The sequence below is a fragment of the Azospirillum thiophilum genome (genome assembly GCF_001305595.1).
Lineage (GTDB): Bacteria > Pseudomonadota > Alphaproteobacteria > Azospirillales > Azospirillaceae > Azospirillum > Azospirillum thiophilum.
Window position 1 is genome coordinate 469427 of sequence record NZ_CP012402.1, and the last position, 26034, is coordinate 495460.

A 26034-nucleotide genomic window follows, 5' to 3' on the forward strand; every position below is an offset into this window, starting at 1 on the left:
GGATGGGCGCCGGTCGGAACGGGCGGATGCCGGTCCGGCTGGCAGGAGGCCGCGGCCATGGCCTTCCAGCGGGCGATCGGGCGGCAGCCGGGCCGGCTCCGCAACGGCGGGGAGCAACTTTCTTCCCCGGCCGGCCCAGCCGGCCTCCTCGCGGGACAAGAAAGCCGCCCCCCGCCGTCCTCCGCTGGCGCTGCGGCCCAGGAGGGTGCGGACCCGCCCCGCCCGCCGCTGGGGGATCGCCACGAAGGCCGCGGTGGGCGCGGCCGATTCTCCAGCCGAAGGGCAACCACCATGGTCACCGATACCGACGCCGGGCTCCGCCACGCCTCCTCCCCCACCGACCACGCCCTGACCGAACTCCAGCTCTACGGCCACCGACCCTTCGAGGACGATCCCGACCCCCGGCCGCTGCCCGACGAGACCGCCATCCGCGCCGCTCTGGCCGACGTCTTCGACGCTCTGGTCTCCACCCTGATCGACACCCGCCTCGAACCCGACCTGGCCGACCTGCTGTGGTCCACCGTCAACCTGTTTCATCGCGCCGCCGACCGGGTGCAGCGCGAGCTCGATGACAACGAGGACGCCCAGAAGCGCAGCCAGCGCGAACAGGACGGCTCGGAGGTCCGTTCCGTCGAATTGGAGCGGCTGCTGGCCGAGGGGCTGACGCTGATCGAGCGCCGCACCGCTATGGAGACCTTCCGCGACCACGCCGCCGACTTGTTCGAGGTCCACACCGGTTCCGGCTGGCGACCGCGCGCCGGCTCGCTGGTCAGCCACCGCACCCTGACGGCGTCGCTGATCGACAGCCGCGATTTCCTCGCCGCTAGGCGGAGGGCTGAGACCGAGCCGCTGCTGCCGGCCGGCCCCCGCATCGCCTTCACCGGCGGGGTGGAGTGCAACGACCACCACCGTATCTGGGCGGTGCTCGACAAGGTACGCGGCAAGCACCCCGACATGGTGCTGCTGCACGGTGGCAGCCCGAAGGGCGCCGAACGCATCGCCGCCTGCTGGGCTGAGCACCGCAAGGTAACGCAGGTGCTGTTCCGGCCCGATTGGACGCGCCACGCCAAGACCGCTCCCTTCAAGCGCAACGACCGCCTGCTAGAGGCGCTGCCCATCGGCATCGTCGCCTTTCCCGGCTCGGGCATCGCCGCCAACCTTGCCGATAAGGCCCGGCGCCTCGGCATTCCGGTGTGGCGCTTCGGCGACGGTGGCGCCTGAACACCGCCAGTCCGGCGATCCGCATCGGCGGATCGCCGGCTTTCCGCAAATCCGTTACCGTGGGCAACTGGATCGGCGGCTTTGCGCCAGGAGCGGACTTTGAACCTCGCCGACAACCGGAAAGTCGCGCTCAGTAACCTCAGCTCCGTGCATGGTTCGGGTGTTTGAGGTTGCACTGACATTCCTTGGCAACCGGACTTTCGTGTCGGGCGCTGCTGCCAATTCCGCTAGCCCGCGCGACGTCCGCTCAATGCTATACCCCACGCGCTCGTCCAGTAGCGAAGTGATCCCGGGGGATCAGGGTGAAGGCAATGATGCAATGCGGTTGCGGAAGTCCCGCAGGTAGGCTCTGGCGACCGCTGAATGGGGTGCAGTGGGCGCGGCAAGCGACTGCATCTGATCTAGTATGCGGCGCTGGAGCCGGTCGAGACGATCTGTGGCATCAGCGAGTTCTTTGCGTTCAACCGTAATATTCACCGCCGCGAGGTCGCGCGACACCTCACTGATGTCCAGAAACACGCTTTCGAGAAAGCGGAGTTGCTGCAGCAGCCGTGCGCGCTCCTGAACGAGGCGAAGGCGGTTCAGGCCGTACACCTGAATTGATACGGCTCCGCGCACGCTTACCCCGGCAGCGGCGGCGTGGCCGGCGATAGCAGCAGCATCCTCGACCGTTCGTGGCAGAATCAGAGGTCCTGCCGCCGCGCCAACTGTTGGCGCCGGGTAGATTACCCCTGCAGCGCGGTCGCCATCCAGCCAGAAGGCAAGGTGTTCATCAGGATCATCGCGTGTAGGATCCAAGAGCAGTGCCCGCTCGGCAGCGAGGTCTTCGGGTTCCTGCGTCGCGCGTACACCGAGCACTGGGAAACTCTGTTTGGGTCGTGCCCCACGGGGTGGTGTAGGAGCTGTGGGGAACCGGCCCGCCGTAGCGCCCTCCGATGGCTGGCGTAGGCGGGCCGGTTATCCATAGCGGGGCGGTCATCGCGGTTCTTCGATAGAGTCTGGTCACCACACCTCAACCCGACCGAAGGGTGACCACGATGACCGACGAGATGATGGCGCTTCGCGCGATGCTTGAGAAGGGCGCGGATGCCGATGTTCTGCGCGAGATGATCGGCTTTGCTGCCGAGCGGCTGATGGAGTTGGAGGTGCAGGGCCTGACCGGCGCCGGTCATGGCGAACGGTCGGCCGAGCGACTGGTTCAGCGCAACGGCTATCGCGATCGCGACTGGGAAACCCGAGCCGGCACCGTCGAGCTGCGCATTCCCAAACTGCGCAAGGGCTCCTACTTCCCCGGCTTTCTGGAGCCGCGGCGGATGGCTGAGAAGGCGCTGACGGCGGTGATCCAGGAGGCCTACATCCAGGGCATCTCGACGCGCTCGGTGGACGATCTGGTCCAGGCCATGGGAATGTCTGGCATCTCCAAGAGCCAGGTCAGTCGGTTGTGCGCCGAGATCGACGAGCGGGTTAAGACCTTTCTCGGCCGTCCCATCGAGGGCGACTGGCCCTACCTGTGGCTGGATGCCACCTACGTGAAGGTGCGCCAGAACGGACGCATCGTTTCGGTCGCCGTGACCATCGCGGTGGCGGTCAACACCGACGGCCGGCGCGAGGTGCTGGGCATGGACATCGGCCCGTCCGAGGCGGAAACCTTCTGGATCGAGTTCCTACGCAAGCTCAAGCGCCGTGGTCTGAGCGGCGTCAAGCTGGTGATCTCCGACGCCCATGGCGGCATCAAGGCCGCCGTCACCCGGGTCTTCCAGGCGACGTGGCAAAGGTGCCGGGTCCATTTCTCCAGGACAGCGCTCGCCCACGCCGGCAAGAGCGGACGCCGTGTCGTGGCGGCCTTCATCGCCACGGCCTTCGCCCAGGACGATGCGGCATCTGCTCGCACGCAGTGGCGGCAAGTGGCCGATCAGGTCCGGGCCAAGCTGCCGAAGCTGGCCACCCTGATGGACGAGGCGGAAGAAGACGTCCTGGCCTACATGACCTTTCCCAGGGAGCATCGGGCCAAGCTCCACTCGACAAACCGGTATTCGGTAGCAAACACACCCACGGCTGATACCAAATGCACATACAATAGTATGCTATGCATGGATGTGAACGCCAAAGGGATGGATAGAGAACGAAGCGGAACGCCCGCTTGACTCTCCATTCGCGCGTAATCCACAATATTGGATGGTGTCTGCCACGAAAGAGAAAAGGCCGGGGTGCGGACCCCGGCCTCTTTCTGAAGTTGGCGCCGTTGCGGATTGCGGCGACCCGGCAGCTAAGCAAGTCTGAGAGTGCTCTGGGGGTACGCTGGCGTCAAGGCAGTTCGCGCTTGCGAAAAAGCTAGAGCGAAAGGTACAGCCGTGGATACTCGTATTCCTAGCCCGCTCCCGAAGGCCGTTGCTGACGGAACGATCAAACTTGCCGACGCAGAGATAGAGTGCGCCGTGCTGGAAGACGGGACGCGCGTCCTGTCCCAGCGGGGAATTGGGCGCGCTCTCAAGCGCTCACGGACTGGTTACTTCAAGGCTGGGCCGGACGCGGATGGCGGTGCTGCACTCCCCCATATTCTGCGTCCAGCGGCACTTAAGCCATTCTTTCCAAACGATTTATCGGTGGTGCTGAACTATATCGAGTACGTGCCGAGGCAGGGTGGACGCTCGGCACACGGGATCACGGCCAGGGCATTCCTTGAGATCTGCGACATCTGGCAGCGCGCGGCGGCAGCGAAGGCGCTAAGGCCCAACCAGTTTCATGTCGTTGAAGAGATCAAGAGATTAACCGCTGGCCTAACGTACATTGGCCTGATAGCTCTCATTGATGAGCAAACGCGATATCAAGAGCGGCGCTCCCAGAACGAACTGCAAGCCATACTTGAGGCGTATGTTCTGCCGGAACATAGGACATGGGTGCAGGAAATCCCGCCAGAGTTCACACAGCTTCTGTGCCGCGCTTACGGGTGGCGATACACGGAAGACAACAGGACGCCGCGGTACGCCGGGACTTTTATCCGCAAGGTCATTTACGAACAAATGCCCGCTCCAGTACTGCCAAAACTTGACGAACTAAATCCAACAGGTTCAAATGGAAGAAGGAAGCGCAAGCACCACTCTCATCTAACTGTTTCGCACGGTCGTGAGCACTTCAAATCACAACTTATTGCGGTAATGACTTTGCTGCGAGCGACGCCGCCAGGAAAGAAGGAATTCTTTTGGCGATTGTTTGAACGTAACTTCGGCAAGCAGCCAGATTTTGATCTAGGCGATATTGAGTAGTTCCCGCGGGGCCTCATGGATCAGGCCGCCCGGCCGCGCTGCCAGTAGCCACACCAATCCACAGACGGCGGCAGCGCGGCGGCACGGAAGCCCACGGTGCGGAACTGCTCCCCGTTGCTGGTCCGGCGCTGGTCTTCCCGCCACGCCATTTCGGCGGCGTAGCGGTTCAGGTACTTACCGCCGATCCGGTGATACTGTCCCCACTGAGCGCGGCGCAGGCGGGCGAAGTAGCTCTCCGCTTGGTTGGTGCAGGCGTCATCCGCGCTGTAGGCTTCCTGGTGGTTGATGCGCTTCATGTTGAAGCGGGCATGGAGGGAGTTCCAACCGGCGGCTTCATCGGCATGGACGGTCGAGGCGCGATCAACGCGGGCCTTGATGAAGGAGACGCTTTCGTCTTCCGAGCCGAACACCTGGGTCAGGGTCCGCCCGTCGCGCTCACGGGCTACGACAACCACCTGACGCTTGCCCGTCTGGTTCTCGGCAAGGCGACGGTCCTTCCGGTCTTCCTTGCGGTTCTCGGGGCGGACATGGCCACCGACATAGCAGCCGTCAACTTCCACGTCGGCGCCGTCGCCACCCAGCACAACGCCGCGGACTTCCGCCGCCATGGCTTCCCGGAGCTTGTGGGCCAGCACGTAGGCCGTCTTGTACTGCACGTCGAGATCGCGGCCAAGCTGGAGAGCGGAGATGCCCTTGACCGCGTTGACGAAGATGATGATGGCGATCAGGTAATCCCGGATCGGCAGCTTGCGCGAGGCGAACAGGGTGCCGGACGTTTCGGAGAACTGGCGGCGGCACGCCTTGCACTTGAACACGATCCGGGTGGTGTACTCGTAGCACTTCGGGCAATCGCAGTAGGGGCACACGGCGGCGCCCTTGGTGTCGGGCCAACGGATTTGGCGGAACAGCGCGCGGGCTTCCCCGTCCGTCATGCGCGCAACCTGCTTCAGGCTGACCGTGCGTGCGGTGGCGGACATGAGGAAGTGCTGCGGCATGGCATCGTATCCGTGGTTTTAATAACGAATACGTTATCTTCTATAGCGCCCCTTGTCAATGCAGAAAACAACGGATACGTTATCTCAAGAACGTATTCGTTGAGGATTGCGATGGACTCCAAGGATGAATGGGCGGGCCGCTCCAAGCGGTTCTTCAAGGCCGAACTGAAGCGCCGGGACGTGACCTATGAGGAACTGGCCCGCCGCCTGTCCGAGATGGGCATGGATGAGTCGGAGGGGTCGGTTGCCATGAAAATCAACCGGGGCGCCTTTCCGACGTGGTTCTTCCTCGCCAGCATGAAGGCGATTGGGTGTCCGGCTGTGAGGGTAGAGGATCTGTGAGGCTATGCTAAAGGTAGCATTCTCTTGACATAAGCTCCTTACTCTCCTACACTCTTGGGGTCTGGCGTTGAAGCCGGACATTACAAGCTGTGAGCTTGGGCGGCCCCTATGGGGCCGCTTAGCTTTTGGGGTCTGGGATCCACTTTACTCCGAAGCCTAGCACGTCGCCGTCATTGCTGCGACGGTACTTGGACTCGACAAGTACATCTATAATCTGTTTCTCATAAAATCCAATTTTTTTGCGTTCAGCGAATTGTGAAAGGCAGTATATGTGGCTTGGGTTTGCTACGAGATCAGCAATTTGAAGTCCAGCTATGTTGCACTTTTTATCTTTGATCATAAGGCGTTCCGAGGGGAAGCGTTTTCGAACGTCGCTTGCTGAGATATAGTGAAGCCCATTAATTCTGTACTTAGCGTAAAGGCCGCTCAAGCGCGAGTTTTCATCGCCATTACGCGCTTCGATTACAATATCACCTGTGGTGCGTTCACCCTGTAGGAAAAGGAAAAAACGCTCCACAATATTTGTGAATGTAACATGGTATGGGTCGTCGCTCCACTCAGGATAAGCGCCAGCTTTATCAAATTTGTCCATCACAGCCGTAATGACGGTGATTGGTAGCCAGCTTATTAGAGTTCTCACGTCACTGTGGAAGCGAAGCCTAGTGTCCGCATCTTTAAGAGGCTCATAGTGACCGCTCTGGCGTGATATCTCACGCCGATGCAGGATGACATGATCATCAGGATCATCATGGAAATATTTGGTTTTTATGCGACTGACCCCTGAATGCATCTTGGGCCTAATGTCGCATTTTTTTGTAATTACTCCTGTTAGGCTTAGATAACGGTTCTCAGGGGATTGGCTCCCTGGCTTAGACGCATCAATGATTTTGCTGTTACCAACCTCATCAACATACATGCGGTACGTCATGGCTTAAAGGCCCACAAAGGGATGGATGCAGAATGGACGTCTGTCGAGAAGGTCGTCCTTCTCTATCCACTCCCTCGGAGTGCGGACCAGCAGGGAAGGTTGTCTGGAATGCAGGCGATGGGCCGACGAGCTAAGAGCATAGGCGGGAGCTTTGAGCTGGTCCCCGTATCCTGGACAAGTCCGTTGGCTCTGGTTCTGATGTCGCCGACGCGAGAAGGACCGGACGAGATGAGCAAGGGCACGCGCCGCAATCATGGAGCGGCGTTCAAGGCGAAGGTGGCGCTGGAAGCGCTGCAAGGGGAAACGACGGTTGCGGAGATTTCCGCCAAGTACGGGATTCACCAGACGTTGGTGAACGAATGGAAGCGCCAGCTTGTGGACGGCGCATGCGGCGTTTTTGAGAAGGGCGGCGGCCGGGCCGAGAAGGCGACGGAAGCGGTGACCGACGAGTTGTACAAGCAAATCGGTCAGTTGAAGGTCGAAAACGATTTTTTGTCGCGCAAGCTCGGTCGTTGAGCCGGGCGGAGAAGAAGACGATGATCGACCCGACGCACCAGACGCTGTCGGTGACGCGGCAATGCGGGCTGTTGGGGCTAAGCCGCTCCACCTTGTATTACAAGCCGGTCAACGACAACAGCGAGGATCTGGCCATCAAGGCGCTGATCGACCGGCAGTTCCTGGAGACGCCCTATTACGGCTCGCGCAAGATGACGGCGTGGCTGCGGCGCCAGGGGCAGAGCATCAACCGCAAGCGGGTCCGCCGCCTGATGCGGGAGATGGGGCTGGCGGCGATCTGGCAAAAGCCGAACACCAGCAAGCCGGCTCCCGAGCACCGGGTGTGGCCGTATTTGCTGCGCCATCTCGTCATCGACCGGCCCAACCAGGTGTGGACGGCCGACATCACCTACATCCCGATGCCCAAGGGCTTTTTGTACCTGGTGGCGGTGATGGACTGGCACAGCCGTAAGGTGCTGGCGTGGCGGCTGTCCAACACCATGCACGCCGATTTCTGCGTCGCGGCGCTGGAGGAGGCGATCACCCGGTTCGGGACGCCGGACATCTTCAACACCGATCAGGGCGCCCAGTTCACCGGTTCCGCCTTTACCGGCGTGCTGGAGGCCGCCGGGATCCGCATCAGCATGGACGGCAAGGGGCGCTGCATGGACAACATCTTCATCGAGCGCCTGTGGCGCAGCCTGAAATACGAGGACGTCTATCTGCGCGCCTACGCCACGGGCACCGAAGCCCGTCAGGGCATCGGCCGCTGGATCGACAGCTACAACCGGTTGCGCCCCCATCAGGCGCTCGGGTACCAAACCCCCGACGAAATTTTTTCCGCGCCGCGGGTGCCGGGGCTCGCCCCGGCACCCGCGGCCGTCGCCGCATAGAAAACAACCAACCGACCATCGGTCAGAGCCAACGAACGCTATTCCGCCGTCCAGCCCGTGGGGGCCAGCTCACTTACAGCTTTGGCGCGTTTATGTCTAATCCACATTAAATTCAAGGATGCATACTTGAGTATGTTTTTGCTAACCCGTTATCTTCCATGCCGTGACCTTCCCGTCTTCCACCCGCTCCACCAGATCGCTGGCTTGCCGGGTGACGGCGTTGTGAACCAGCTTCGTGACCAGCTTCCCGGTGCGCGCGTCGGTGGTGTCCAGCCCCCGGCGCTGCATCACCTCGACGGCGATGTCTCGGACGGTCATGGGGGCTGGTGCGATGCGGAGAACGTCCAGCACCATGCGGGCCAGTTCGCCCGGCTTGAACCAGTCGTTCCGCTTTCTGACGGCCTTGGGTGCGATCTCTTCGGGGACAACATCCGGGGCGCATAGGCGCAGCACGGCGTCGATGTGGACCAGATCGGCCCGGTGCTGGGCGATGCGCTTTTCAAGGTCAGCGATGATGCCGGAGACTTCGGCGCGCTTGGCGGTCAAGCCGGAGATCAGGTAGGTGTCGCCCATGGCTTCCTCATTGGAATGGAATGGGCTATAGTGTAGCTAAATCAACGGCTTGCCAGAAAGCGGGCCGTGGGTGTGTTTGCTACCGAATACCGCGACAAACCCGATTGAACGTCTCAACGGCGAGATCAAGCGGCGCACCGAGGTTGTCGGCATATTTCCCAACGAGGAAGCGATTACGAGGCTCATCGGCGCCATCCTCTTGGAGCAAAACGATGAATGGGCCGTTCAGCGGGCACGCTACATGACGCTGGAAACCATCGCCCCGCTCGGCGATGATCCCATCGTCAGCCTGCCCGCTGTGGCCGCCTGACCATCCGGCCAGACCGGCCGGAGAACCTGATGAGCGACCCAGATCCTACACCACTCCTCGGGGCATGATCCCTGTTTGCCAGTCTTCATCGCTTGGTAAAGCACCGTTAGGTCCGCCGAGATGGTGGGCGCGAGCTGCTTCCGCCGACGATTGCAGTCCAGGCAGCTTGGGAGAAGGTTGGTCCACTCAGCCGCCAGCCACCAATAGCCTGGATGCGCAGGTTCGCCTTCGACCTGTCCCTTTGGCCGGTAGTGCTCTACGTCGACCGGCGCTTGGGAGGCGTAGAGTGATTCACAGTATGCGCACTTGCCGTGGAAAAGCTCTTCTAGACGTTTCTTTACGTTTTCAGCCTTGTAGGCTTTGAATGGAAATGCCTTCCGCTTCACGTCAGGAGGGAGAGCCTCCTCCATGTGCTTGCGCACACGCTCAAGCTCGGTGCCCTGCTTGCTTCGTGTGGCCAGGGCGGCCGGCGGTGGCTTGTCCCCTCTCGAGACCCGACGCATGTCAGTACGCCTCCAGAGCTTTCACTATGAGTTCGCGTGTGTCGGCCTTGAGGGTCTCAAGCTGGGCGGATCGCAATCCACGCCTTTTCTGGAGGTAGGTGAAAACAGCCTCCTCGACCAAGCGCTGCACCTCCGAGGAGCCAAGCGGAAGCGCATCCATCACCTCTTTGCGGAGCTTTCTGAGCGTGGTCCATTCGGACTCGGTCAGTACTTCTCCGCGCGCCTCTCGCGCGATGAGGTTGCCAAGCTTCGCAAGATTATACTCGGCTGCGGGTGAGTCAGTGCTGAACATTGAGAAAAAATCTGACGTTAGGAGTTGTTCCAAAGTCAGGTTCTCCACGTTTGGCAGCGCCAGAATCGTCTCGACGAAGACCGGTAAGTCGTCTGAATTTGCTCCATCATTCTTCAGAGTGCGATTGAAGACGACCACCTCCTGGTCATGCATTCCCCGCAGACAGAGTGGGTCGTGGGTCGTTGCGATGATGATAGATTTAGGCAGAACTCTCCGTAGCGCCGCCATGATCTGCATCTTCCATCGCGGATGGAGATGAGCCTCAATTTCATCGATCAGAAGTACGGCCTCGAGTTCTCCGAAGCTCTTGCGTCCAGACGTAGGCTGGAGTGCGATCAGCCCGGCCAGTATGTCGCAGACCAGATCATGCCCCGAGGAGTGGTGTAGGATCTGGGTCGCTCATCAGGTTCTCCGGCCGGTCTGGCCGGATGGTCAGGCGGCCACAGCGGGCAGGCTGACGATGGGATCATCGCCGAGCGGGGCGATGGTTTCCAGCGTCATGTAGCGTGCCCGCTGAACGGCCCATTCATCGTTTTGCTCCAAGAGGATGGCGCCGATGAGCCTCGTAATCGCTTCCTCGTTGGGAAATATGCCGACAACCTCGGTGCGCCGCTTGATCTCGCCGTTGAGACGTTCAATCGGGTTTGTCGAGTGGAGCTTGGCCCGATGCTCCCTGGGAAAGGTCATGTAGGCCAGGACGTCTTCTTCCGCCTCGTCCATCAGGGTGGCCAGCTTCGGCAGCTTGGCCCGGACCTGATCGGCCACTTGCCGCCACTGCGTGCGAGCAGATGCCGCATCGTCCTGGGCGAAGGCCGTGGCGATGAAGGCCGCCACGACACGGCGTCCGCTCTTGCCGGCGTGGGCGAGCGCTGTCCTGGAGAAATGGACCCGGCACCTTTGCCACGTCGCCTGGAAGACCCGGGTGACGGCGGCCTTGATGCCGCCATGGGCGTCGGAGATCACCAGCTTGACGCCGCTCAGACCACGGCGCTTGAGCTTGCGTAGGAACTCGATCCAGAAGGTTTCCGCCTCGGACGGGCCGATGTCCATGCCCAGCACCTCGCGCCGGCCGTCGGTGTTGACCGCCACCGCGATGGTCACGGCGACCGAAACGATGCGTCCGTTCTGGCGCACCTTCACGTAGGTGGCATCCAGCCACAGGTAGGGCCAGTCGCCCTCGATGGGACGGCCGAGAAAGGTCTTAACCCGCTCGTCGATCTCGGCGCACAACCGACTGACCTGGCTCTTGGAGATGCCAGACATTCCCATGGCCTGGACCAGATCGTCCACCGAGCGCGTCGAGATGCCCTGGATGTAGGCCTCCTGGATCACCGCCGTCAGCGCCTTCTCAGCCATCCGCCGCGGCTCCAGAAAGCCGGGGAAGTAGGAGCCCTTGCGCAGTTTGGGAATGCGCAGCTCGACGGTGCCGGCTCGAGTTTCCCAGTCGCGATCGCGATAGCCGTTGCGCTGAACCAGTCGCTCGGCCGACCGTTCGCCATGACCGGCGCCGGTCAGGCCCTGCACCTCCAACTCCATCAGCCGCTCGGCAGCAAAGCCGATCATCTCGCGCAGAACATCGGCATCCGCGCCCTTCTCAAGCATCGCGCGAAGCGCCATCATCTCGTCGGTCATCGTGGTCACCCTTCGGTCGGGTTGAGGTGTGGTGACCAGACTCTATCGAAGAACCGCGATGACCGCCCCGCTATGGATAACCGGCCCGCCTACGCCAGCCATCGGAGGGCGCTACGGCGGGCCGGTTCCCCACAGCTCCTACACCACCCCGTGGGGCACGACCCCCGGTTCTAATGATCCGGGGCGTTTGGTGTGTTTGGGTCTTGCGCATCCGGGCGGCGCTCTCGCAGACCGCCAGGATGCCCGCCAGTTCGCCGTGCAGGTTGGCTCCAACCCCGCCCCGGCAGGGGAGGCTCACAGCGAAAGGAAGAGGGAAGCGGGACAGGGGTGGGGCGGAGGAATCGAGGGAGCGCCCGCCGGCTGTCCCGTTTCGCACTCTCGAAGGTGTCTTCGCGGTTGCCTGTAACACGACCGTCGCCGCCGCTTCATCATAGAGTCGCGCAGTTCGGGCATCACCAAGGGAGAACAAACGGGAGGATGGCACATGGCCTTGCGGACTCTGAACGCCGCTCCAGCCCCGACGGCTTTCCCTGCCGTGGCGCGCTTCGAGGTGCGGCTGGCCGCGGGCGCTCGCGAAGTCGATGCCGCGCAGGCCCTGCGCCACCGCGTTTTCCACGATGAACTCGGAGCAACGCTCGCGAGCGGTACTCCCGGTCGTGATGTGGACGCCTTCGACGCGGTCTGCGACCATCTCATCATCATCGACCATGGGACGGGGGGCGCGGTCGTCGGCACCTACCGTCTTCTGCGCCGCTCGGTGGCGGAACGACATGGCGGCTTCTATTCCGCCACCGAGTTCGACCTTGCTCCCCTGCTTGATCATCCCGGCGAACTGCTGGAACTTGGGCGGTCCTGCGTCGATCCGGCTTACCGCAGCGGGGCGACAATGCAGTTGCTGTGGCAGGGCATCGCCACCTACATCCTGCGGCATGACATCTCGATGATGTTCGGGTGCGCCAGCCTGCCCGGCACGGACATCGACGCGCTTGCTCCCACGCTCGCCTACCTGCACAGCCATCACCTGGCGCCGCCGGCGCTCCGAGCCCGAGCCCTGCCGGACCGCCGCGTTGCGCTGGACCGTTTGCCGACGTCCGCCGCGTCGGGTGAGACGGTGGTGATGCAGTTGGGCGCCCGCACGGCGGCGGCGGGGCTTCCACCATTGCTCAAAGGATATTTGCGGGTTGGCGGCTATATCGGCGATGGCGCCGTCATCGACCGGGCATTCAACACCACCGACGTTTGCCTCATCGTCCCGATGGATGAATTGTCGGGCAAGTACGCCAAGCATTTCCTGAACCGCGCCCACTGATGCTCTCGTCCAAGGATGAGCCGATGCGCGGAAGGCGAAACATCGACAAGGTCCAAAGTTTCAGCACCAGCTATTCGGAAGCGCGGGCCAAGTTCCGAGCGGCAGCGGAAGTGGTCGAAGCCGATGTCGAGAGTTTTGTCAGTCCGATGTCGGGGCCGGACGGCGAGGCCTTGTCTGTCGATGTCGCCTGGATCGGACCGCGTGACGCCGGGCGCGTGCTGACCCTGATTTCCGGAGTCCACGGCGTGGAGGGGTATTGCGGCTCCGGCGCACAAATCGACTGGTTGCAAAGCGGCGAAGCCGCGAGGATGCCGGAGGGCACGGCCGCACTGCTCATCCATGCGGCCAACCCCTATGGCTTTGCCTGGACCCGCCGCGTGACCGAAGAGAACGTCGACCTCAACCGCAACTGGGTGGATTTCAATGCTCGTCTTCCGGAAAACCCGGACTACGAGATGCTGCGCGAAGCGCTGTCGCCCAGGGAATGGACCGCAAAATCGCGGGCGGCCAGCGCCAGGATGTTCGGTGCGTACATTGGCGCTCACGGGCTTTCCAGGTTCCAGGCCGTCGTTTCCAGCGGGCAACACACCGATCCTCGGGGATTGTTCTATGGCGGCCGGAAGCCAACCTGGGCCCGACGCACGCTCTCCGACATTCTGACCGGCCGGCTGTCCACTGCCCGCCGGGTGGCGGTCATCGACTATCACACCGGGCTGGGGGCGTGGGGTGTCGCCGAGGAGATCGTCAGCGAACGCCGCGACACCGCCGTCTTCGCGCGTGCGGCCCGCTGGTTCGGCACAGGCGTCACATCCAGCGTGGACGGCGGCTCCGTCTCGGCCGACCTGTCGGGTGACTGCATGATCGGCATCCCTCGCCTGCTGCCCCACGCGGAGGTGACGGCGATCACGCTCGAGTTTGGTGTCCGCGCCCTTGAAGACACGTTCGACGCCTTGCGCGCGGATGCCTGGCTGCACCAGCACGGAGTGCCCGTCTCGACACAGGGACAGCGGATCCGCACCAAACTGCTGGCCGCCTTCTACGACCATTCCGCAGTTTGGAAAGGCATGGTCCTCGGTCAGTCGACGCCTGTCATTCGGCGAGCCCTGGCAGGACTCACCCAGTCCAATTGATACCTGGGTCAGACAGTTCTGACGCGATCGGCCGCGACGGCGGCCGTGCGGGCTCATGCCCGCGAAGCCAAGGCCCGCGGCCCCGATAGAGTATCAATGGGGGGCCGCCCGGCGCTTGAGGGGCCGGAAAGTGCCGACCACAGGTCGGAACTTTCCGGTACTGGCATCAGACGTTGAAGATGAGCTGCGCTTCGCACCGGCCGTCGCGGACCGTGCAGCGGACGGCGTTGGCGACACGCCCGATCAGGAAGGATGCCAGGCGTTGGGCGCCGTCGTCCGAGTCCAGGATTTCCTCCGGCGTGGGGCGCTTGGTTTCGACGGTCAGCGGCAGCCCGCGATAGACGATCGTCACCGAAAAGGTGAATTCGTCGAAGCGTGTCCGCAACTCCACCGGACAGGCGCCCCCGGCTTCCTCCATCACCATCCCGTTGCCGACCAGAAGGTCGAAACTCTCCTGCAAGGCGAAGCGGACGCGGTGGGCGGTCTGCAATTCCACGGCCCACAGCTTGCCCTGCTCCTCGACGATGTCGGCCAGCTTCTCCGCCGACAGGGTGGCGAGGTCCAGTTTCAGATGGCTGCGCGCGCCGGTACCGATGCGCAGGACCGCGTTCAGGATCAGCACCAGCGCCACCGCCACCGTCAGCGCCGACCCGACCCAAGGCTGGATCCAGCCGGGCAGCGTCTCGAAGAAATGCGGATCGACCAACCGGGCAAGGCCGAAGGACATGGCGATGCCCAGTCCGAAGATCTTGCGCGAATCGAGCAGGCGGGAGCTGATGACCTGGATGCCGTTCATCACCAGGAAGCAGCCGCTGGACAGCAGGGCCGCGCCGATGACCGGCGGCGGCATGATCAGCAGGGCGGTGGCGACCTTCGGAGAGAAGGCGAGCACGATCAGCAGCCCGCCGATGCCGAAGCCGATGGCCCTGCTGGTGGCGCCGGTCGCGACCGACAGGCCGACCGCGCTGGACGTCGCCGCCTGCCCGACGCCGCCGATCAGGGCGGCGGCGATGTTGGACAGCCCGTCGGCCAGGATGCCGCGACCGATGTTCGCCATGTCCGGGCGCTTCCATTCGGAATCGTTGGCCTTCTGGGCGGCGGTCACCGCACCCACCGAACTCAGCGTGATGGCGAGCGATGTGATGACGAAGGGCAGGATCAGGTCGAAGTCGAAAGCAAGCCCGAAGCGTCCCGGCTGCGGCAGGGCGAGCATCGGCGCCTCCGACAGCTGGGTCACGTTCTCCGGCGTCAGCCAGCCGTTGACGATGCCCAGCACATAGCCGGCGGTCACGCCGATCAGCGAGCAATAGAGCTGGAGCTTTCTGGTGCCCCAGATGTTCAACCCGACGATCAGCGCCAGGATCGGAAGGCCGAGCGCGGCGTAGTGGGCATAGGCGCCATCCGCTCCGCCCATGCCCAGCAGCTGGCGCAGCGCCAGGATCATCACCGTCATGCCGACCATGAAGACGACGAAACCGGCGATCTCCGTCGGAAACAGCGGGCGCAGCCGATGGATGAAGCGCGACAGCACCACCACCAGAATCCCGCTCATCAGGCTCATGCCGAACAGAAGCGGCAGCCCGCCCTTCACCAGCGCCAGGGCGGCCGGCGGCAGCATGATCGTCGTGGTCGTCGCCGGCACCATGAAACCCGACCCGATGCCGCCGCGTCCCAGGCATTGCAGGATGGTGGAGATGCCGCCGGCGATCATCGTCAGGCAGATCAGCTCGCTGCCGGTCTCGGCATCCAGGTTGGCGAGCTTCGCCACCGTCACCGACACCACAAGGAAGATCGCGACCAGAGCGAAATGCTGAAGGGACAGCAGCAGCAGGGGGATGGGCGGCGGGTTCTCGCTCACCCAATAGGTCAGTTCGGACGGGCGCTTCGTCATGTGGGCTCGCAATCGGAGGGTATCATCGGGCGATGCCGGGTCGGGGCGGCATGTGGGGCAGGGGGGCAGCGATCAGGGGGCAGGGGGATCAGGGGGATCGAGGGGGGTCCGAAAGGGCATGGGACAGAAGGCCGGCCAGCTTCTCCATCAGCGGATGGGCCAGCCGCAGCAGCAGCTCGTCCGGGACCAATCCGGCCATCCAGGCGGCGATGCCGATCAGGATGGCGGCCATCGACAGCGTGACGATGGCCTCGGCCAGCCACACCACCAGCCGGATCGGCGCCGTCGTCACGCGCCAGACCCAGACCGCTCCGATCCCCGCCGTATGGAGGGTGTCCCGGATCGATGGGCGTTCGTCTTCCGGGGGACGGGAACCGCGGGGCGGGTCGGAGGAGGTCATCGCATCGGCCATGATCGAGCAGCGTCGGGAAAAGCGGGCAAGCGGCAGGGCGAGCGGCCCGGCGGCCATCCCGGACATCGCCCCGGCCAGCCGCGACAGGCCGTGCAGCGGCCGGGACAGCATGTGCGGTTCGGCGGTCATGGCAGCCACGGGGACAGCGTATCCGACACCGGGCGCGCGGCCGTCGCGAACCCGGTCCCGCCATATGTGGCTCCGCTCGCAAGGCCTCCCGCCGCGCGACCCTGCATGGCCCACTGCGCCGTCCATGCCGGCGACGTCCAAGCCTGAGGGGGCGCGGCCTGAGGAGCCCAGGCCTGAGGCGTGCGGCTCGCCGCCGGACGGCTGCCCGCGGGCTGGCCGCTGTCGTAGGGGGTGTTGAAGGGCAGCCAATCCTGCGGATAGGCGGCGCGGATCCGCCGGACATAGTCCCGCGTCTCCTGATAGGGCGGCACGCCGCCATGCTGTTCCACGGCACCTTCGCCGGCATTGTAGGCGGCGACCGCCTTGGTGACGTCACCCTGGAAATTGTCGAGCAGCCAGCGCAGATAGCGCATGCCGCCCCGGATGTTGTCCTCGGGGTCGAACACATCGACGACGCCGAAGCGTTGGGCGGTGGCCGGGATCAGTTGCATCAGTCCGGCCGCGTTCTTCGGCGATACGGCGTCGGGGCGGAAGCGCGATTCGACCGAGATCATCGCCAGGACGAGGTCGGGATCGAGGTTCAGCTCGACCGCATGGCGGTTCACGATCTCGCGCACGGCTGCCGGCGCATCCGTGCCCAGCCCGAGGCGCCCGATGCCCGCGGCGCCGGGGGGGCGCTGCCGGAACACAGGGCTGACGAACCGGGCCGGCAGCGCCGCCGGCATGTCATTGGCCATGCCGCGCGGAAGGCCGTTCCCCCTCATGCCGGGAAGAGTGCCCAGGGCGGACCAATGCGCCCCGGCACCCATCAGCCCCGGATCGGCCGGTGGTGGCGCCTCCTTCGGCGCCGGAGCCGGCGGTGCGGCCGGCGATATGGCCGAAGGGGAGGGCGGCTGCCCGGCGGACGACGCTGCCGGCTGCGGGGGGGATGGCACTGCCGGGGCCGGCGGAACGGGAAGCGGGATGGCGACGGCATCCTTGCCGCAGGCCGGCCGCACCGGTGTCGTCGGACCGATGCTGTCGAGCAGCTGGGCGGCATCGGCGTTGCCGCGCTCCCGTGCCACCCGCAGCCAGGCCGCCCCCAGTTCCGGAGACAGCGGCACGCCGGCCCCCGTCAGATACAGCCGCCCGAGCAGGAAGGCCGCCAGTGTATTCCCGTTGCTCGCCGCCCGGCAAAGCCATACCGGGCTGGTGGGCGGAGCGGGCTTGCGAGGCTTGGCCGCGGCTGCCGGCTTGGCGGTTTTGGCCGGTCCGGCCTTTTGGGCGGGTGCGTGCTTTGCGACCGCCGGCCGTGTCGCTGCGGGGCGTGACACGGCCGGGCGCGTCACCGCCGGCCGTGTCACCGCCGGCCGTGTCACGGGATGGGTTGCCGCCGGCTTGCCGGCGGCCGGCGCCCTGTCCGCCGTCTGTGCGCAAGCCCCGCCGGCGGCGATGCCCGCCGCCAGCGCGATGCCGAAAAGCGCAAGCTTCCGCCCGCGGCCCATGCCCGTCGCGTCCGTCACTTCCGGCCGGTCCACTCGCGGATGCCGAGCAGCCCGTAGGTCTTGAACAGATCCTGGTCGCTGCCGATGAATTCCTGGAGCAGCTCGGACAGGTCCATCCGGCCCCAGGAGATGGCGCGTTTGACCAGATAGCCGACCGGGCTGTGCGGTTCGGTGCGCAGCAGATATTCCGCCGCTTCGTTCAAGCGGCGATAGGCGTCGTCGCGGCTGACGATGGGGCCGGGCGGGCGGTTGGGAAATTCGGAGATGCTGCCTCCGGGCAGGGCCGCCGCCGCGCCCTGGAACTGGCCGTCGCCGGCTCCCGCCGCACCGGTCTCCGCGCCTTCGGCCGTTCCGTTTTCCATCCCGCCGATCTCCCTGATCACCCGAATGATCTGTTCAAGCAGCCCGCGCAGCCCGCCCATCGACGGCGCGTCGCGGCCCATCAGCGAATCGAGCTGCAGTTCCAGCGTCACGGCGTCGTTCATCAGCACGACCAGATCGCGGGCGGTATCGGCGAAGAAGGCCGGGCTGGTCATCGACGCGCTGGCCAGCAGCCGCTGGCGCGTCATCTTTCCTTCGGCGGCCAGCCGGTCGTACTGCTTGCTGTCGCGCCGCGCCAGGCCGTCCATCTGGATGGCCTCCTCATACTGCTCGTAGGAACAGGTGGAGGCATCGGCGGTCGACGGGTCGGTGATCGGCACCTGCCGCAGCAGTACGACAAGACGGCGGTCCAGCGCGGCGAAGGGGGCGGCCCGCCATTCCGGATCGCCGTCCTCGTCCTGCGGATGGATGCCGGTCCAGTAGCGGGCGCACAGGTCGTTCAGCAGGTTGATGCCGTCGATCAGTCCGGGGATGCCGTGCAGGTGGAACAGCGCCTCCGTCAGCCAGGCGGCGATCTGCAGATCCTTGGTCCGGGACTGCAGCACCTCCACCGACAGCCGGTAGACGTCGGGCCATTGCGCGCGCTTCAGCTCCCGCTGCCAGACATCCTGCGGCAGGGTGGCGTCCTCTTCGCGCTGGTATTCGCGCAGCCTGTCATAGGCGTCGTCGTAGCGCAGGCTCTCGCCGCAGGGATTGCCGCCGGGGATCGGTTCCAGCAGCGCCGCATAGGGAAGCTTCTCCACGCGGGGCCGGTGGATGCGCGGCTCGGAAGCGGCCGGTTTCGTGTCCATTGGTCAAAGCCCTTTCCACCATTGCCCGGAACCGATTCCGCCAGCCCGGGATGCCATTGTCCATAAGGAATATTTAAATCGTATTATCAGCAGATCGAACGATCGTTCCCCCCGCCTCCCCGATCCGCTGAAGGCGATAGCGCGGGCCACCATCTCCGCCGCCATCTCCGCTCCCTTCCGCCGGTGCGAAGACCGCCAGGGGCGTCGGGTGGGGGAAGCGCGCCAGCAGCCTTTCCGCGTCCCGCGCCCGGATCACGCGCAGGATCAGCGAGAAGAAGCCGCGGTCCATGCACGCCTCCCGGCAGGTGCGGTGGATGGCGCGCTGGTTCATGAGCAGGACGCTGCCGGGCGCGATGACCGGCTGCCACAGCGCGACGTCGGGATAGGCGCGGGCCACCTGCCGCCATGGCAGCTCGAAGTCCCAGGGATTGCCCCCCTCCGGCCCGTCCGCCCACATCAGCCGGTCGACGGCTGCGGCGACGAGCTGGATCGTCGTGCTCTCCAGGCCGGCCGGGGTCAGCGGCATCCAGGCGATCAGCATCGGCACATCCTCCCCGAATGCCGCGCCGTCCTGGTGGAAGCCCAGATCCATCGGGTCCGGACCGGCGGCGTGATGGCGCAGCCCGGAAAAGCCGGCGAGCAGGGCCAGCGGCTCGGCTCCGAAGATCTCCGCCAGCAGGCGGTTCAGCGGCGGGCGGGCGAACCAGCCCAGCGCCGTCGCCGGATCGTTCCAGGGCGGCGGCATGTCGCGGATTTCCAGCCGGCCGGCCGCCACCGCCATGGCGCGGGCGCGATGCGCGTCCGGCGCCTGCGCCGCCAACCGGTCCCGCAAGGCGGGATCGGCCTCCATGGTGCGGCGCCGTTCCGCCATCAGGGCCGTCGCCTCCCCATCGAGACGGCCGAGGTCATGGGCGGGCAGAACCCCCTCCATGATCGCGAAGCCCCAGGTCAGGAAGCCGCGCGCCACCTGGGACGGGGCGGCGCCCGGCCCGTGGCGCAGGCTGCCGAGGCGGATCGACGGCATCATCGGCGCCCATCCTTCCGCAGTGTCGCCAGCCAGCCGCGGACGTCGGTGTCGAGGTCGAAATCGGCGTTGGCGTTCGGCAGGGACGGAGCGGACCGCCGGATCCGCGCGGTCGGATACCAGGCGCTGTCGGCGCGGTCGCGCGGCCAAACCCAATGAACCGGCCGGCTGCCGTCGTCCGTCAGCGCCACCAGCACCGGCTTGCCGGCGGCGGCTGCCAGATGGGCCAGGGGGTGATCGGGCGAGATCAGCGCGTCGAAGCCGTCGAGGAGGGCCAGCAGCTCCACCGGCGACCCGACGGCGCAGCCGTCTCCATCCAGCGTCCAATCCGTTTCCGGTCCACGTTCCAATGCATCGGCGTCGGCGAACCAGCCCTTTGCGCGGTCCCGCAGCCGCCGCCCCTGGACCGCGACGCGAAGCCGGCCGGCACAGGGGGCGGGATCGTCGCCAGGGGGGGCGCCGTCGGACGGATCACCGGCAGTCGGAAGGCCGAGATAGGGCTGCCAGGGCGCCAGCCCGTCCGGCCGGATCCGGAAATCGCCGGGCAGGGCGGCCAGACTGTAGCGCAGCGTACCGGCGTCGAAGGCGCCGGCCCGCACGCGCACCGCCGCGACCCCCGGCAGGCGGGCGAACAGCGGGGCCAGGGCCGGCGTCGTCCGCACCTCCAGCCGTCCCGCCCCCTCGGCCGCCCCCTCGGCCAATGCCGGCAGGAAGCGGGCGAACAGGATGGCGTCGATCAGCGGCAATCGGGCGTCGACCACCAGTGTCGCCCCCTCCAGCGGTTCGCCGCACCAGGGCGGCAGGGCGCGGAACGGCTCCTCCGCATCTCCGCCGGGGCCGCCTGCCTCACCGGAGCCGTGCGCATCCATCAGCCGGGCATAGGCCGGCCACGCCCCGGCATGGTCGCCCTTGACCAGCAGCGTTTCCACCCGGTGCTTTTCCGCCGGCAACAGGGCGGGGTCGCGGTCGAGCGCCTGGGCGAAGCATTTCAGCGCATCGTCCAGCTTGCCCTCCGTGCGCAGAGCCTGCCCCAACCCCAGATAGGGCCCCGCGTCCCCCGGCGTCTCCCGGATCAGGGCGATGAAGATGCGGGCGGCGTCGCGCGCCCGGCCGGCCGCCAGCAGTGCGCGGCCCCGCCACAGCTCGATACCGGGCAGGCGGGGCATCAGCGTCTTCGCCTCGTCCAGCCGGCGCAGCGCCTCGTCGGTGCGGCCCAGCGCCAGACAGTTCAGGCCATGGTCGAACAGGGCGCGCGGGTTGGAGGAGTCGAGCGACAACGCCCGCTCCGTGGTGTCGAGGGCCGCCGCGAACCAGCCGGCCCGCCGGTAGAGCTGCGACAACCCCAGAAGCGGCGCCAGCTTCTCGTCCGCCACCCGCACCGCCTGCCGGGTGAGGGAGATGGCGGCGGCGAGGTTGCCCGCCCGCCCCAGCATCTCCGCCAGGCCCAGCAGCGGCTGATCGCTGTCCGGAAACAGCCGGATGGCTTCCTTGTAGAGGGCGGCTGCCTCCTCCCGCCGGCCGGCCGCGTCCAGGGCGGAGGCATGGTTGCAGCGGATCGCCGGCGATTGCGGGTGCGGCCCCTCCCGTTCCAGTTGGAGGGCGCGGCGCAGGCACAGGATCGCCTCGTCCAACCGGCCGGCGAGGCGGTGCGCGTTGCCGAGGTTGCTGTAGGCGGCGGCCGACCGCTCGTCCTGCAGCAATGCCACGCCCAGCGTCCGGACCGCGTCGTCTAGGCGCCCCAGCGTGACCTGCAGGCCGCCGAGCATGACATAGGCGGGCGTGTAGCCGGGAAACGCCCTGACCAGCTGCGCCAGGATGCCCACAGCCTGACCGGGACGGCCGGCCCGCTGCTCCTCGAGCGCCCGGTCGAGCGCATGGGCCGGCGTGTCGAACCGCTCCGTCGTCATGCCGCCAACTCTTCGCAGGCGCGGATCACCGCTCCGACCGGGGAGGGGGCGCGGCGTTCGGCGATCCGCCTTGCGGCGGCGGCGGCGCGGTCGAACAGCGCCGCATCCTGCAGCATGTCGGCCAGCACGGCGCCCGCGGCCTCCGCCTCCGCAGCACCGGCGATGTCGCGGCTCACCCCCTGCCGGCCCAGCGCACCGGCGTTCAGCCGGTGTTCCAGATGCTGGCCGACGATCAGCTGCGGCCGGCCGGCGGCCAGAGCGGTCGCGGCGGTGGCCGAACCGCCATGGTGGACAGCGATCGCATGGGCGGCCAGCATGGCATCGAGCGGCGGCGGCGTGTCGTGCACCACCGCGCCGCGGGCGCGCAGCCGCTCGCGCAGGGCGGCCGGTGCGCGGCGCAGATGGACGGCGACCGGCACGCCGGCCGCCAGGATGGCGTCCATCACGCGGTCGGTCGGCGGATAGTCCGCACCGAGATAGACGAAGGCGCCGGCCTCTGTTGGCGTGGCCGGCGGCATCGGGGCCGCCGGCATCGGGGCCGGCAGCGGCGTCAGCGGCCCGAGCGCCGGCTCGAGCCGCAGATCGGCATAGGGGTCCAGCTCCGGCAGGGTGCAGACGAACTGCCGCCGCCCGCCCAGCAGGGCCGGCAGGCCTGGCGGCACCGGCTGGCCGCGCAGCGTCTGGAGATGCTCCATCGCCTCCAGGATGCGCTCTGTCTGCACGCCGGGCGCCGGGCCAAGTGCCGTGCCGTGCGGCGGGGATCCCAGGTCGAGCAGCGGCATGTCGTCCAGATGCAGCGGCGGCTGGGTATAGCCGTCGCCCACCGTCACCAGCGGGCAGCGGCCATACAGCGCCAGTGCCAGGAACGGGCTGCTGTCGGCGATCACCAGATCGGGCCGGATCAGCGACAGCTGGGTTTCCCAGGCCGCCAGGATCGGCAGGGCACAGGCGGGATCGGTGAAGCCCACCGCGTGCAGGATGTCGTTGTAGGAGCGCACCGGGACCGGCGATGCCCGCCGTCCGCGTTCGGGATTGACCGACGGCGCCTGGACAAGCGAAGTGTAGCCCAGGATCTCGGCCGCCTGATCGATGTGGCGGACCGCGAAGATCAGGTCGTGACCGGCGGCGGCCAGCGCATCGCCCACGATCTTCAGCCGGGCGGCGTGGCCGTATCCGGTGCCGAGTTCCCAGGCGAGGAGAATGCGTGCCATGTCAGCTCCAATCATGCACCAGCCGCACCCAGCAGATGCGGATGCGGCGTGGCGTGTCCTGCGGCAGGGGCTTGCCGAACAGGCCGAGGGGATGGCGGCGGCGGCCCTGCGCCGCCCGGCGCGCGATGTCGCCGCGGACGGGGAGTGGCTGCTCCTGCGCGGCGAAGCCGTGTTGGCCCAGGGACGGGCGGGCGAGGCGGTCCGCTGGTTCCGTCTGGCCTGCCGCCACGCCATGGAGGATGCGCGATCCGGCGACGGTTTCGACGGTTTGGCCCGCGCGCTGGTGGCGTCTGCCAATATTGTGACCGATGTTGCGGCCAATGAGGCGCACCATGCGGCCCGCATGGCGCTGGCGCTCGCCCCGGCGATGGCCGACGGCTGGGCGGCGCTCGCGTCCGGCCTGGAGGATGGTGCGGCGGCGGATCGGGCGGTTGCCCGCGCGCTGGTCCTCGTTCCCGGCCATGGCGCGGCGCAGTGCCGGCAGGCGCGCGGCATCGCCCGTGCGGCAGGGGCTGCGGCGGCCTGCGATTTCCTGGTCCGCCAGGGCCGGCTCGACGCCGTCGGGCGGCAGGCAGGCAGGAGCGCCGACCGGCGCTTCCTGGTGCTGCTGCACGACGCCGGGCTGCATGCCTACGATGCCGGCCGGATGGGAGAGGCGGCGGAGCGGCTGCGGCAGGTGGAGGCTGCTGCAGCCGGCTCCGCCCCCAGCGCGCTCGTTCTCGGCTTCCTTGCCCTGCGGCAATGGCGGCTGGACGAGGCGCTGGACTGGTTCGGCAAAGCGGTGGTGCGTGCGCCGCGCGCCCCCGGCGGCCATGCCGGGCGGGTGCGTGCGCTGGTGGCCGCCGGGCGGCTGGGCGAGGCGCTCGACGCCCTGCGGGCCGGTTGCGCCGCGGCGCCCGGCGACCCGACATTGCTGATGCTGTTCGCCGATCTGACCATGCGGCTGCCCGGTGCCGGTTACGCGGCGGACCGCGCCCTGGTCCTCGACTGCCTGACCCGCCCCGGCATCGAACCGGAACGGATCGCCCCCTGCGCCCTCCGTCTGGCCCTGGCGGAGGACGGGCTGGGGGATTTGCTGGCGTTGGCCGGAGAGCAGGATGAAGACGGGGGAGCCGCCGCCGGAGATGCGCTGCGCGCCTGCTGGCTCCGTCCCGCCCGGCTGGCGGCGCTGGAGGGAGAATTGGCCCGCCCGCTGTTGCGGCGGATTCCCGTACCGGACATCCGGCTGGAACGGCTGCTGACGGCGTTGCGCGATGCCCTGGTCGCCCTGCTGGACGAGGGGATGCGCCTGCCGGCCGCGGCCTTCGGTCCGGCGGTGACATTGGCGATGCAGGCCTTCAACACCGGCTTCGCCTGGGAGGAAACCCCGGGACTTGCAGCGCGGGCCGACCGGCTGGCGGAACGGTTGGCCGAGCGGTTGGCCGACCGCGCCGCCGGACCTTTGGACGATGCGGGCCGCCTGATTCTGGCGGCGCTGGCGCAATGCCGCCTCCTGCCGGAGGCCGCCGAGCGGCTGGCCGAGGGCGACGAAGAGCTCGGCCGGCTGGTCGACCGCCACATCCGCGAGCCGGCCCGCGAACGCATGCTGGCGCAGCGGCTCGCCCGCACGGAGCCGGGCGACGACGTCACCCGGCGCGTCGCGGGACAATATGCCGAGCATCCCTATCCGGCCTGGACCGACGTGTTCCGGCCGCCGCCCCATTCGCCCGGGCTGTTCCTGCGCTGGGCGCTGCCCTGCCGCAGCGATCTGCCGGCGCCGCCGGACGATCTGCGGATTCTGGTCGCCGGCTGCGGCAGCGGCATGCATCCGGTCGGCATCGCGATGCGGTATCCGCGGGCGCGGGTGGTGGCGCTCGACATCAGCTTGCCCAGCCTCGGCCGCGCCATGCGTATGGCCGAACGGCTGGGGGTGGGCAACATCGCCTTCCACCATGCCGACCTCCGCCACTGGCCGGGAGACGGTGCGCGGTTCGACCTGATCGAATGCGTCGGCGTGCTGCACCATCTGGAACGACCGCTGGAGGGCTGGCAGGCGCTGCTGCGCCATCTCGCCCCGGACGGGCTGTTGAAGATCGGCCTCTACAGCGACATCGCGCGGCGGCAGGTCACGCGCGCATCGGCGTGGCTGGCGGCGGAGGGCCACCGCCCGACGCCGGCCGGAATCCGCGCCGCGCGCGCCGCGCTGGCCCGCCATCCCGACCACAGGGCGCTCGCCGGCTGGCGCGATTGCGCCACCGCCGGCGGCTTCCGCGATCTCCTGATGCATGCGTGCGAGCACCGTTTCACCCTGCCGCAGATCGGCGAGACGCTGGACGCGCTGGGGCTGGAGTTCCTGGGCTTCGATTCCCTCGACCCGGCGCTGGCCGCGTCCTACCGCCGGCACATGCCCCAGGACGCGCCGCAGGGGATGGCGCCCGATCTGGCGCCCGATCTGACGATGGACGACCTGCGGTGCTGGGATCGGTTCGAGCGGGATCATCCGGCGAGCTTCCTCGGCATGTACCAGTTCTTCTGCCGCCTCAGATCATCAGCAGGACGGACACCTGCGCCGGCACCAGCGAGAGGCCCGGCGCGTTCGGGCTGAGGCCGTTCTGGCCGGTCAGCCCAAGCATCTTGGCGGCGGGCGGCCCGTTGAGGAAGATGCCGAAGCTGCCGAGCAGGTGCCTCGTCGGTCCCATCACCATGCCGGAGGCGACCCCCATGTTGACGCCGGGGGTGTCGCCCATGCTCATGGGCGTGATGGTCATCAGGTTGTGGCCGGGCGCGCAGGACATCAGGATGTTCGGTGCGGTCGGGATCGCCATCGGCCCCATCGAGATGTTGGGGTAGGGGATCGGGACCGGCACCAGGATCGGGGTCAGGCAGACGTCGGGAAAGCCCAGATTGAGGCCGCCGAGCTGGCAATTGGCGAACATGGC

Annotated in this window: 21 protein-coding genes and 2 pseudogenes; 9 read left to right on the plus strand and 14 right to left on the minus strand. The window is 66.7% G+C overall.

Features of this window, described 5'->3' with window-relative positions:
• The first annotated feature begins 291 nt into the window (after positions 1-291).
• Positions 292-1221 carry a DUF2493 domain-containing protein gene (locus tag AL072_RS15930; protein WP_045583219.1) on the plus strand — a complete coding sequence of 310 codons (930 nt, stop codon included), beginning with the start codon at positions 292-294 and terminating at the stop codon, positions 1219-1221.
• 297 nt (positions 1222-1518) lie between these two features.
• Here the strand turns inward: AL072_RS15930 and AL072_RS34350 are convergent, their stop codons facing one another.
• Entirely contained in the window at positions 1519-2079 is a 561-nt protein-coding gene (locus AL072_RS34350) for a hypothetical protein (protein ID WP_144428257.1), read from the minus strand.
• 179 nt (positions 2080-2258) lie between these two features.
• Between AL072_RS34350 and AL072_RS15935 the strand changes: the two are divergent.
• Together AL072_RS15935 and AL072_RS33505 are read left to right on the plus strand one after the other, a co-directional pair.
• Positions 2259-3248, plus strand: a pseudogene (locus AL072_RS15935) (IS256 family transposase); the annotation flags it as partial.
• 324 nt (positions 3249-3572) lie between these two features.
• A complete protein-coding gene (locus AL072_RS33505; RefSeq protein WP_158511070.1) occupies positions 3573-4484 on the plus strand; it encodes a P63C domain-containing protein in 912 nt (303 codons plus the stop codon).
• A gap of 20 nt (positions 4485-4504) precedes the next feature.
• Here AL072_RS33505 and AL072_RS15940 read toward each other — a convergent pair whose 3' ends face one another.
• Positions 4505-5479, minus strand: a complete 975-nt coding sequence (locus tag AL072_RS15940) for an IS1595 family transposase (RefSeq protein ID WP_045583218.1) — start codon at positions 5477-5479, stop codon at positions 4505-4507.
• A gap of 111 nt (positions 5480-5590) precedes the next feature.
• Between AL072_RS15940 and AL072_RS15945 the strand changes: the two genes are divergently transcribed.
• Positions 5591-5821, plus strand: coding sequence for a DUF6471 domain-containing protein (locus AL072_RS15945; protein ID WP_045583217.1), 231 nt, complete (start codon positions 5591-5593; stop codon positions 5819-5821).
• A 118-nt stretch (positions 5822-5939) separates the two neighbouring features.
• Here the strand turns inward: AL072_RS15945 and AL072_RS33510 are convergent, their stop codons facing one another.
• Positions 5940-6749, minus strand: a complete 810-nt coding sequence (locus AL072_RS33510; protein ID WP_082109054.1) for a DUF3800 domain-containing protein — start codon at positions 6747-6749, stop codon at positions 5940-5942.
• A 228-nt stretch (positions 6750-6977) separates the two neighbouring features.
• Between AL072_RS33510 and AL072_RS15955 the strand changes: the two genes are divergently transcribed.
• Positions 6978-8137 (plus strand): IS3 family transposase gene (locus AL072_RS15955; protein WP_425388601.1). Its coding sequence is split into 2 segments (ribosomal slippage): positions 6978-7257 and positions 7257-8137, totalling 1161 coding nucleotides; the frame shifts between segments, so codons are not numbered across the junction.
• A 141-nt stretch (positions 8138-8278) separates the two neighbouring features.
• Here the strand turns inward: AL072_RS15955 and AL072_RS15960 are convergent.
• The gene (locus AL072_RS15960) at positions 8279-8710 is read right to left on the minus strand and encodes a hypothetical protein (protein WP_052710137.1); all 432 of its coding nucleotides are present in this window, start codon (positions 8708-8710) and stop codon (positions 8279-8281) included.
• A gap of 91 nt (positions 8711-8801) precedes the next feature.
• Between AL072_RS15960 and AL072_RS15965 the strand changes: the two are divergent.
• A pseudogene (locus AL072_RS15965) lies at positions 8802-9020 on the plus strand (transposase); the annotation flags it as partial.
• Between the two features lie 504 nt (positions 9021-9524).
• Here the strand turns inward: AL072_RS15965 and AL072_RS15970 are convergent.
• On the minus strand, positions 9525-10205 hold the full coding sequence (locus tag AL072_RS15970; protein WP_082109053.1) for an AAA family ATPase: 681 nt from the start codon (positions 10203-10205) through the stop codon (positions 9525-9527).
• 42 nt (positions 10206-10247) lie between these two features.
• Positions 10248-11447, minus strand: coding sequence for an IS256 family transposase (locus AL072_RS15975; RefSeq protein ID WP_045580661.1), 1200 nt, complete (start codon positions 11445-11447; stop codon positions 10248-10250).
• Positions 11448-11982: 535 nt separating this feature from the next.
• On the opposite strand from AL072_RS15975, the gene AL072_RS15980 reads away from it, so the two are divergent.
• On the plus strand, positions 11983-12756 hold the full coding sequence (locus AL072_RS15980) for a GNAT family N-acetyltransferase (protein ID WP_245636885.1): 774 nt from the start codon (positions 11983-11985) through the stop codon (positions 12754-12756).
• Positions 12756-13886, plus strand: a complete 1131-nt coding sequence (locus tag AL072_RS15985; RefSeq protein ID WP_060721719.1) for a M14 family metallopeptidase — start codon at positions 12756-12758, stop codon at positions 13884-13886. Before AL072_RS15980 ends, AL072_RS15985 begins: the two co-directional genes overlap by 1 nt.
• Positions 13887-14052: 166 nt before the next feature.
• Here AL072_RS15985 and AL072_RS15990 read toward each other — a convergent pair whose 3' ends face one another.
• From AL072_RS15990 to AL072_RS16020, 7 genes are all read right to left on the minus strand, one after another.
• Entirely contained in the window at positions 14053-15777 is a 1725-nt protein-coding gene (locus AL072_RS15990; protein ID WP_052710135.1) for a uracil-xanthine permease family protein, read from the minus strand.
• A gap of 88 nt (positions 15778-15865) precedes the next feature.
• The gene (locus AL072_RS15995; RefSeq protein ID WP_144428258.1) at positions 15866-16327 is read right to left on the minus strand and encodes a hypothetical protein; all 462 of its coding nucleotides are present in this window, start codon (positions 16325-16327) and stop codon (positions 15866-15868) included.
• Positions 16315-17820, minus strand: a complete 1506-nt coding sequence (locus tag AL072_RS35625; RefSeq protein ID WP_245636886.1) for a lytic transglycosylase domain-containing protein — start codon at positions 17818-17820, stop codon at positions 16315-16317. Before AL072_RS35625 ends, AL072_RS15995 begins: the two co-directional genes overlap by 13 nt.
• Positions 17817-18974, minus strand: coding sequence for a type VI secretion system protein TssA (gene tssA / locus AL072_RS16005; protein WP_045583212.1), 1158 nt, complete (start codon positions 18972-18974; stop codon positions 17817-17819). Before tssA ends, AL072_RS35625 begins: the two co-directional genes overlap by 4 nt.
• A gap of 73 nt (positions 18975-19047) precedes the next feature.
• Complete coding sequence (locus AL072_RS16010) at positions 19048-20001, minus strand: phytanoyl-CoA dioxygenase family protein (RefSeq protein WP_045583211.1); 954 nt, start codon at positions 19999-20001, stop codon at positions 19048-19050.
• Positions 19998-21905: a tetratricopeptide repeat protein gene (locus tag AL072_RS16015; RefSeq protein ID WP_045583210.1), complete on the minus strand. Its 1908-nt coding sequence runs from the start codon at positions 21903-21905 to the stop codon at positions 19998-20000. The genes AL072_RS16010 and AL072_RS16015 overlap by 4 nt, the downstream gene beginning before the upstream one ends.
• Complete coding sequence (locus AL072_RS16020) at positions 21902-23116, minus strand: nucleotide disphospho-sugar-binding domain-containing protein (protein WP_045583209.1); 1215 nt, start codon at positions 23114-23116, stop codon at positions 21902-21904. Before AL072_RS16020 ends, AL072_RS16015 begins: the two co-directional genes overlap by 4 nt.
• Between AL072_RS16020 and AL072_RS16025 the strand changes: the two genes are divergently transcribed.
• A complete protein-coding gene (locus tag AL072_RS16025; protein WP_158511071.1) occupies positions 23115-25700 on the plus strand; it encodes a class I SAM-dependent methyltransferase in 2586 nt (861 codons plus the stop codon). The two genes, AL072_RS16020 and AL072_RS16025, sit on opposite strands and share 2 nt — an antisense overlap.
• Here AL072_RS16025 and AL072_RS16030 read toward each other — a convergent pair.
• Positions 25636-26031, minus strand: coding sequence for a DUF4150 domain-containing protein (locus tag AL072_RS16030; protein ID WP_045583208.1), 396 nt, complete (start codon positions 26029-26031; stop codon positions 25636-25638). The genes AL072_RS16025 and AL072_RS16030 overlap by 65 nt on opposite strands.
• Between the last annotated feature and the right edge of the window lie 3 nt (positions 26032-26034).

What these genes read in the sequence shown, in the direction of transcription:
- AL072_RS16025 (WP_158511071.1), top strand. Translation starts at nt 23,115, where the DNA reads ATGTCAGCTCCAATCATGCACCAGCCGCACCCAGCAGATGCGGATGCG.
- AL072_RS15985 (WP_060721719.1), top strand. Translation starts at nt 12,756, where the DNA reads ATGCTCTCGTCCAAGGATGAGCCGATGCGCGGAAGGCGAAACATCGAC.
- AL072_RS15960 (WP_052710137.1), bottom strand. Translation starts at nt 8,710, where the DNA reads ATGGGCGACACCTACCTGATCTCCGGCTTGACCGCCAAGCGCGCCGAA.
- AL072_RS16030 (WP_045583208.1), bottom strand. Translation starts at nt 26,031, where the DNA reads ATGTTCGCCAATTGCCAGCTCGGCGGCCTCAATCTGGGCTTTCCCGAC.
- AL072_RS16020 (WP_045583209.1), bottom strand. Translation starts at nt 23,116, where the DNA reads ATGGCACGCATTCTCCTCGCCTGGGAACTCGGCACCGGATACGGCCAC.
- AL072_RS33510 (WP_082109054.1), bottom strand. Translation starts at nt 6,749, where the DNA reads ATGACGTACCGCATGTATGTTGATGAGGTTGGTAACAGCAAAATCATT.
- AL072_RS15975 (WP_045580661.1), bottom strand. Translation starts at nt 11,447, where the DNA reads ATGACCGACGAGATGATGGCGCTTCGCGCGATGCTTGAGAAGGGCGCG.
- AL072_RS15945 (WP_045583217.1), top strand. Translation starts at nt 5,591, where the DNA reads ATGGACTCCAAGGATGAATGGGCGGGCCGCTCCAAGCGGTTCTTCAAG.
- AL072_RS15940 (WP_045583218.1), bottom strand. Translation starts at nt 5,479, where the DNA reads ATGCCGCAGCACTTCCTCATGTCCGCCACCGCACGCACGGTCAGCCTG.
- tssA (WP_045583212.1), bottom strand. Translation starts at nt 18,974, where the DNA reads ATGGACACGAAACCGGCCGCTTCCGAGCCGCGCATCCACCGGCCCCGC.
- AL072_RS16015 (WP_045583210.1), bottom strand. Translation starts at nt 21,905, where the DNA reads ATGACGACGGAGCGGTTCGACACGCCGGCCCATGCGCTCGACCGGGCG.
- AL072_RS15930 (WP_045583219.1), top strand. Translation starts at nt 292, where the DNA reads ATGGTCACCGATACCGACGCCGGGCTCCGCCACGCCTCCTCCCCCACC.
- AL072_RS15990 (WP_052710135.1), bottom strand. Translation starts at nt 15,777, where the DNA reads ATGACGAAGCGCCCGTCCGAACTGACCTATTGGGTGAGCGAGAACCCG.
- AL072_RS16010 (WP_045583211.1), bottom strand. Translation starts at nt 20,001, where the DNA reads ATGATGCCGTCGATCCGCCTCGGCAGCCTGCGCCACGGGCCGGGCGCC.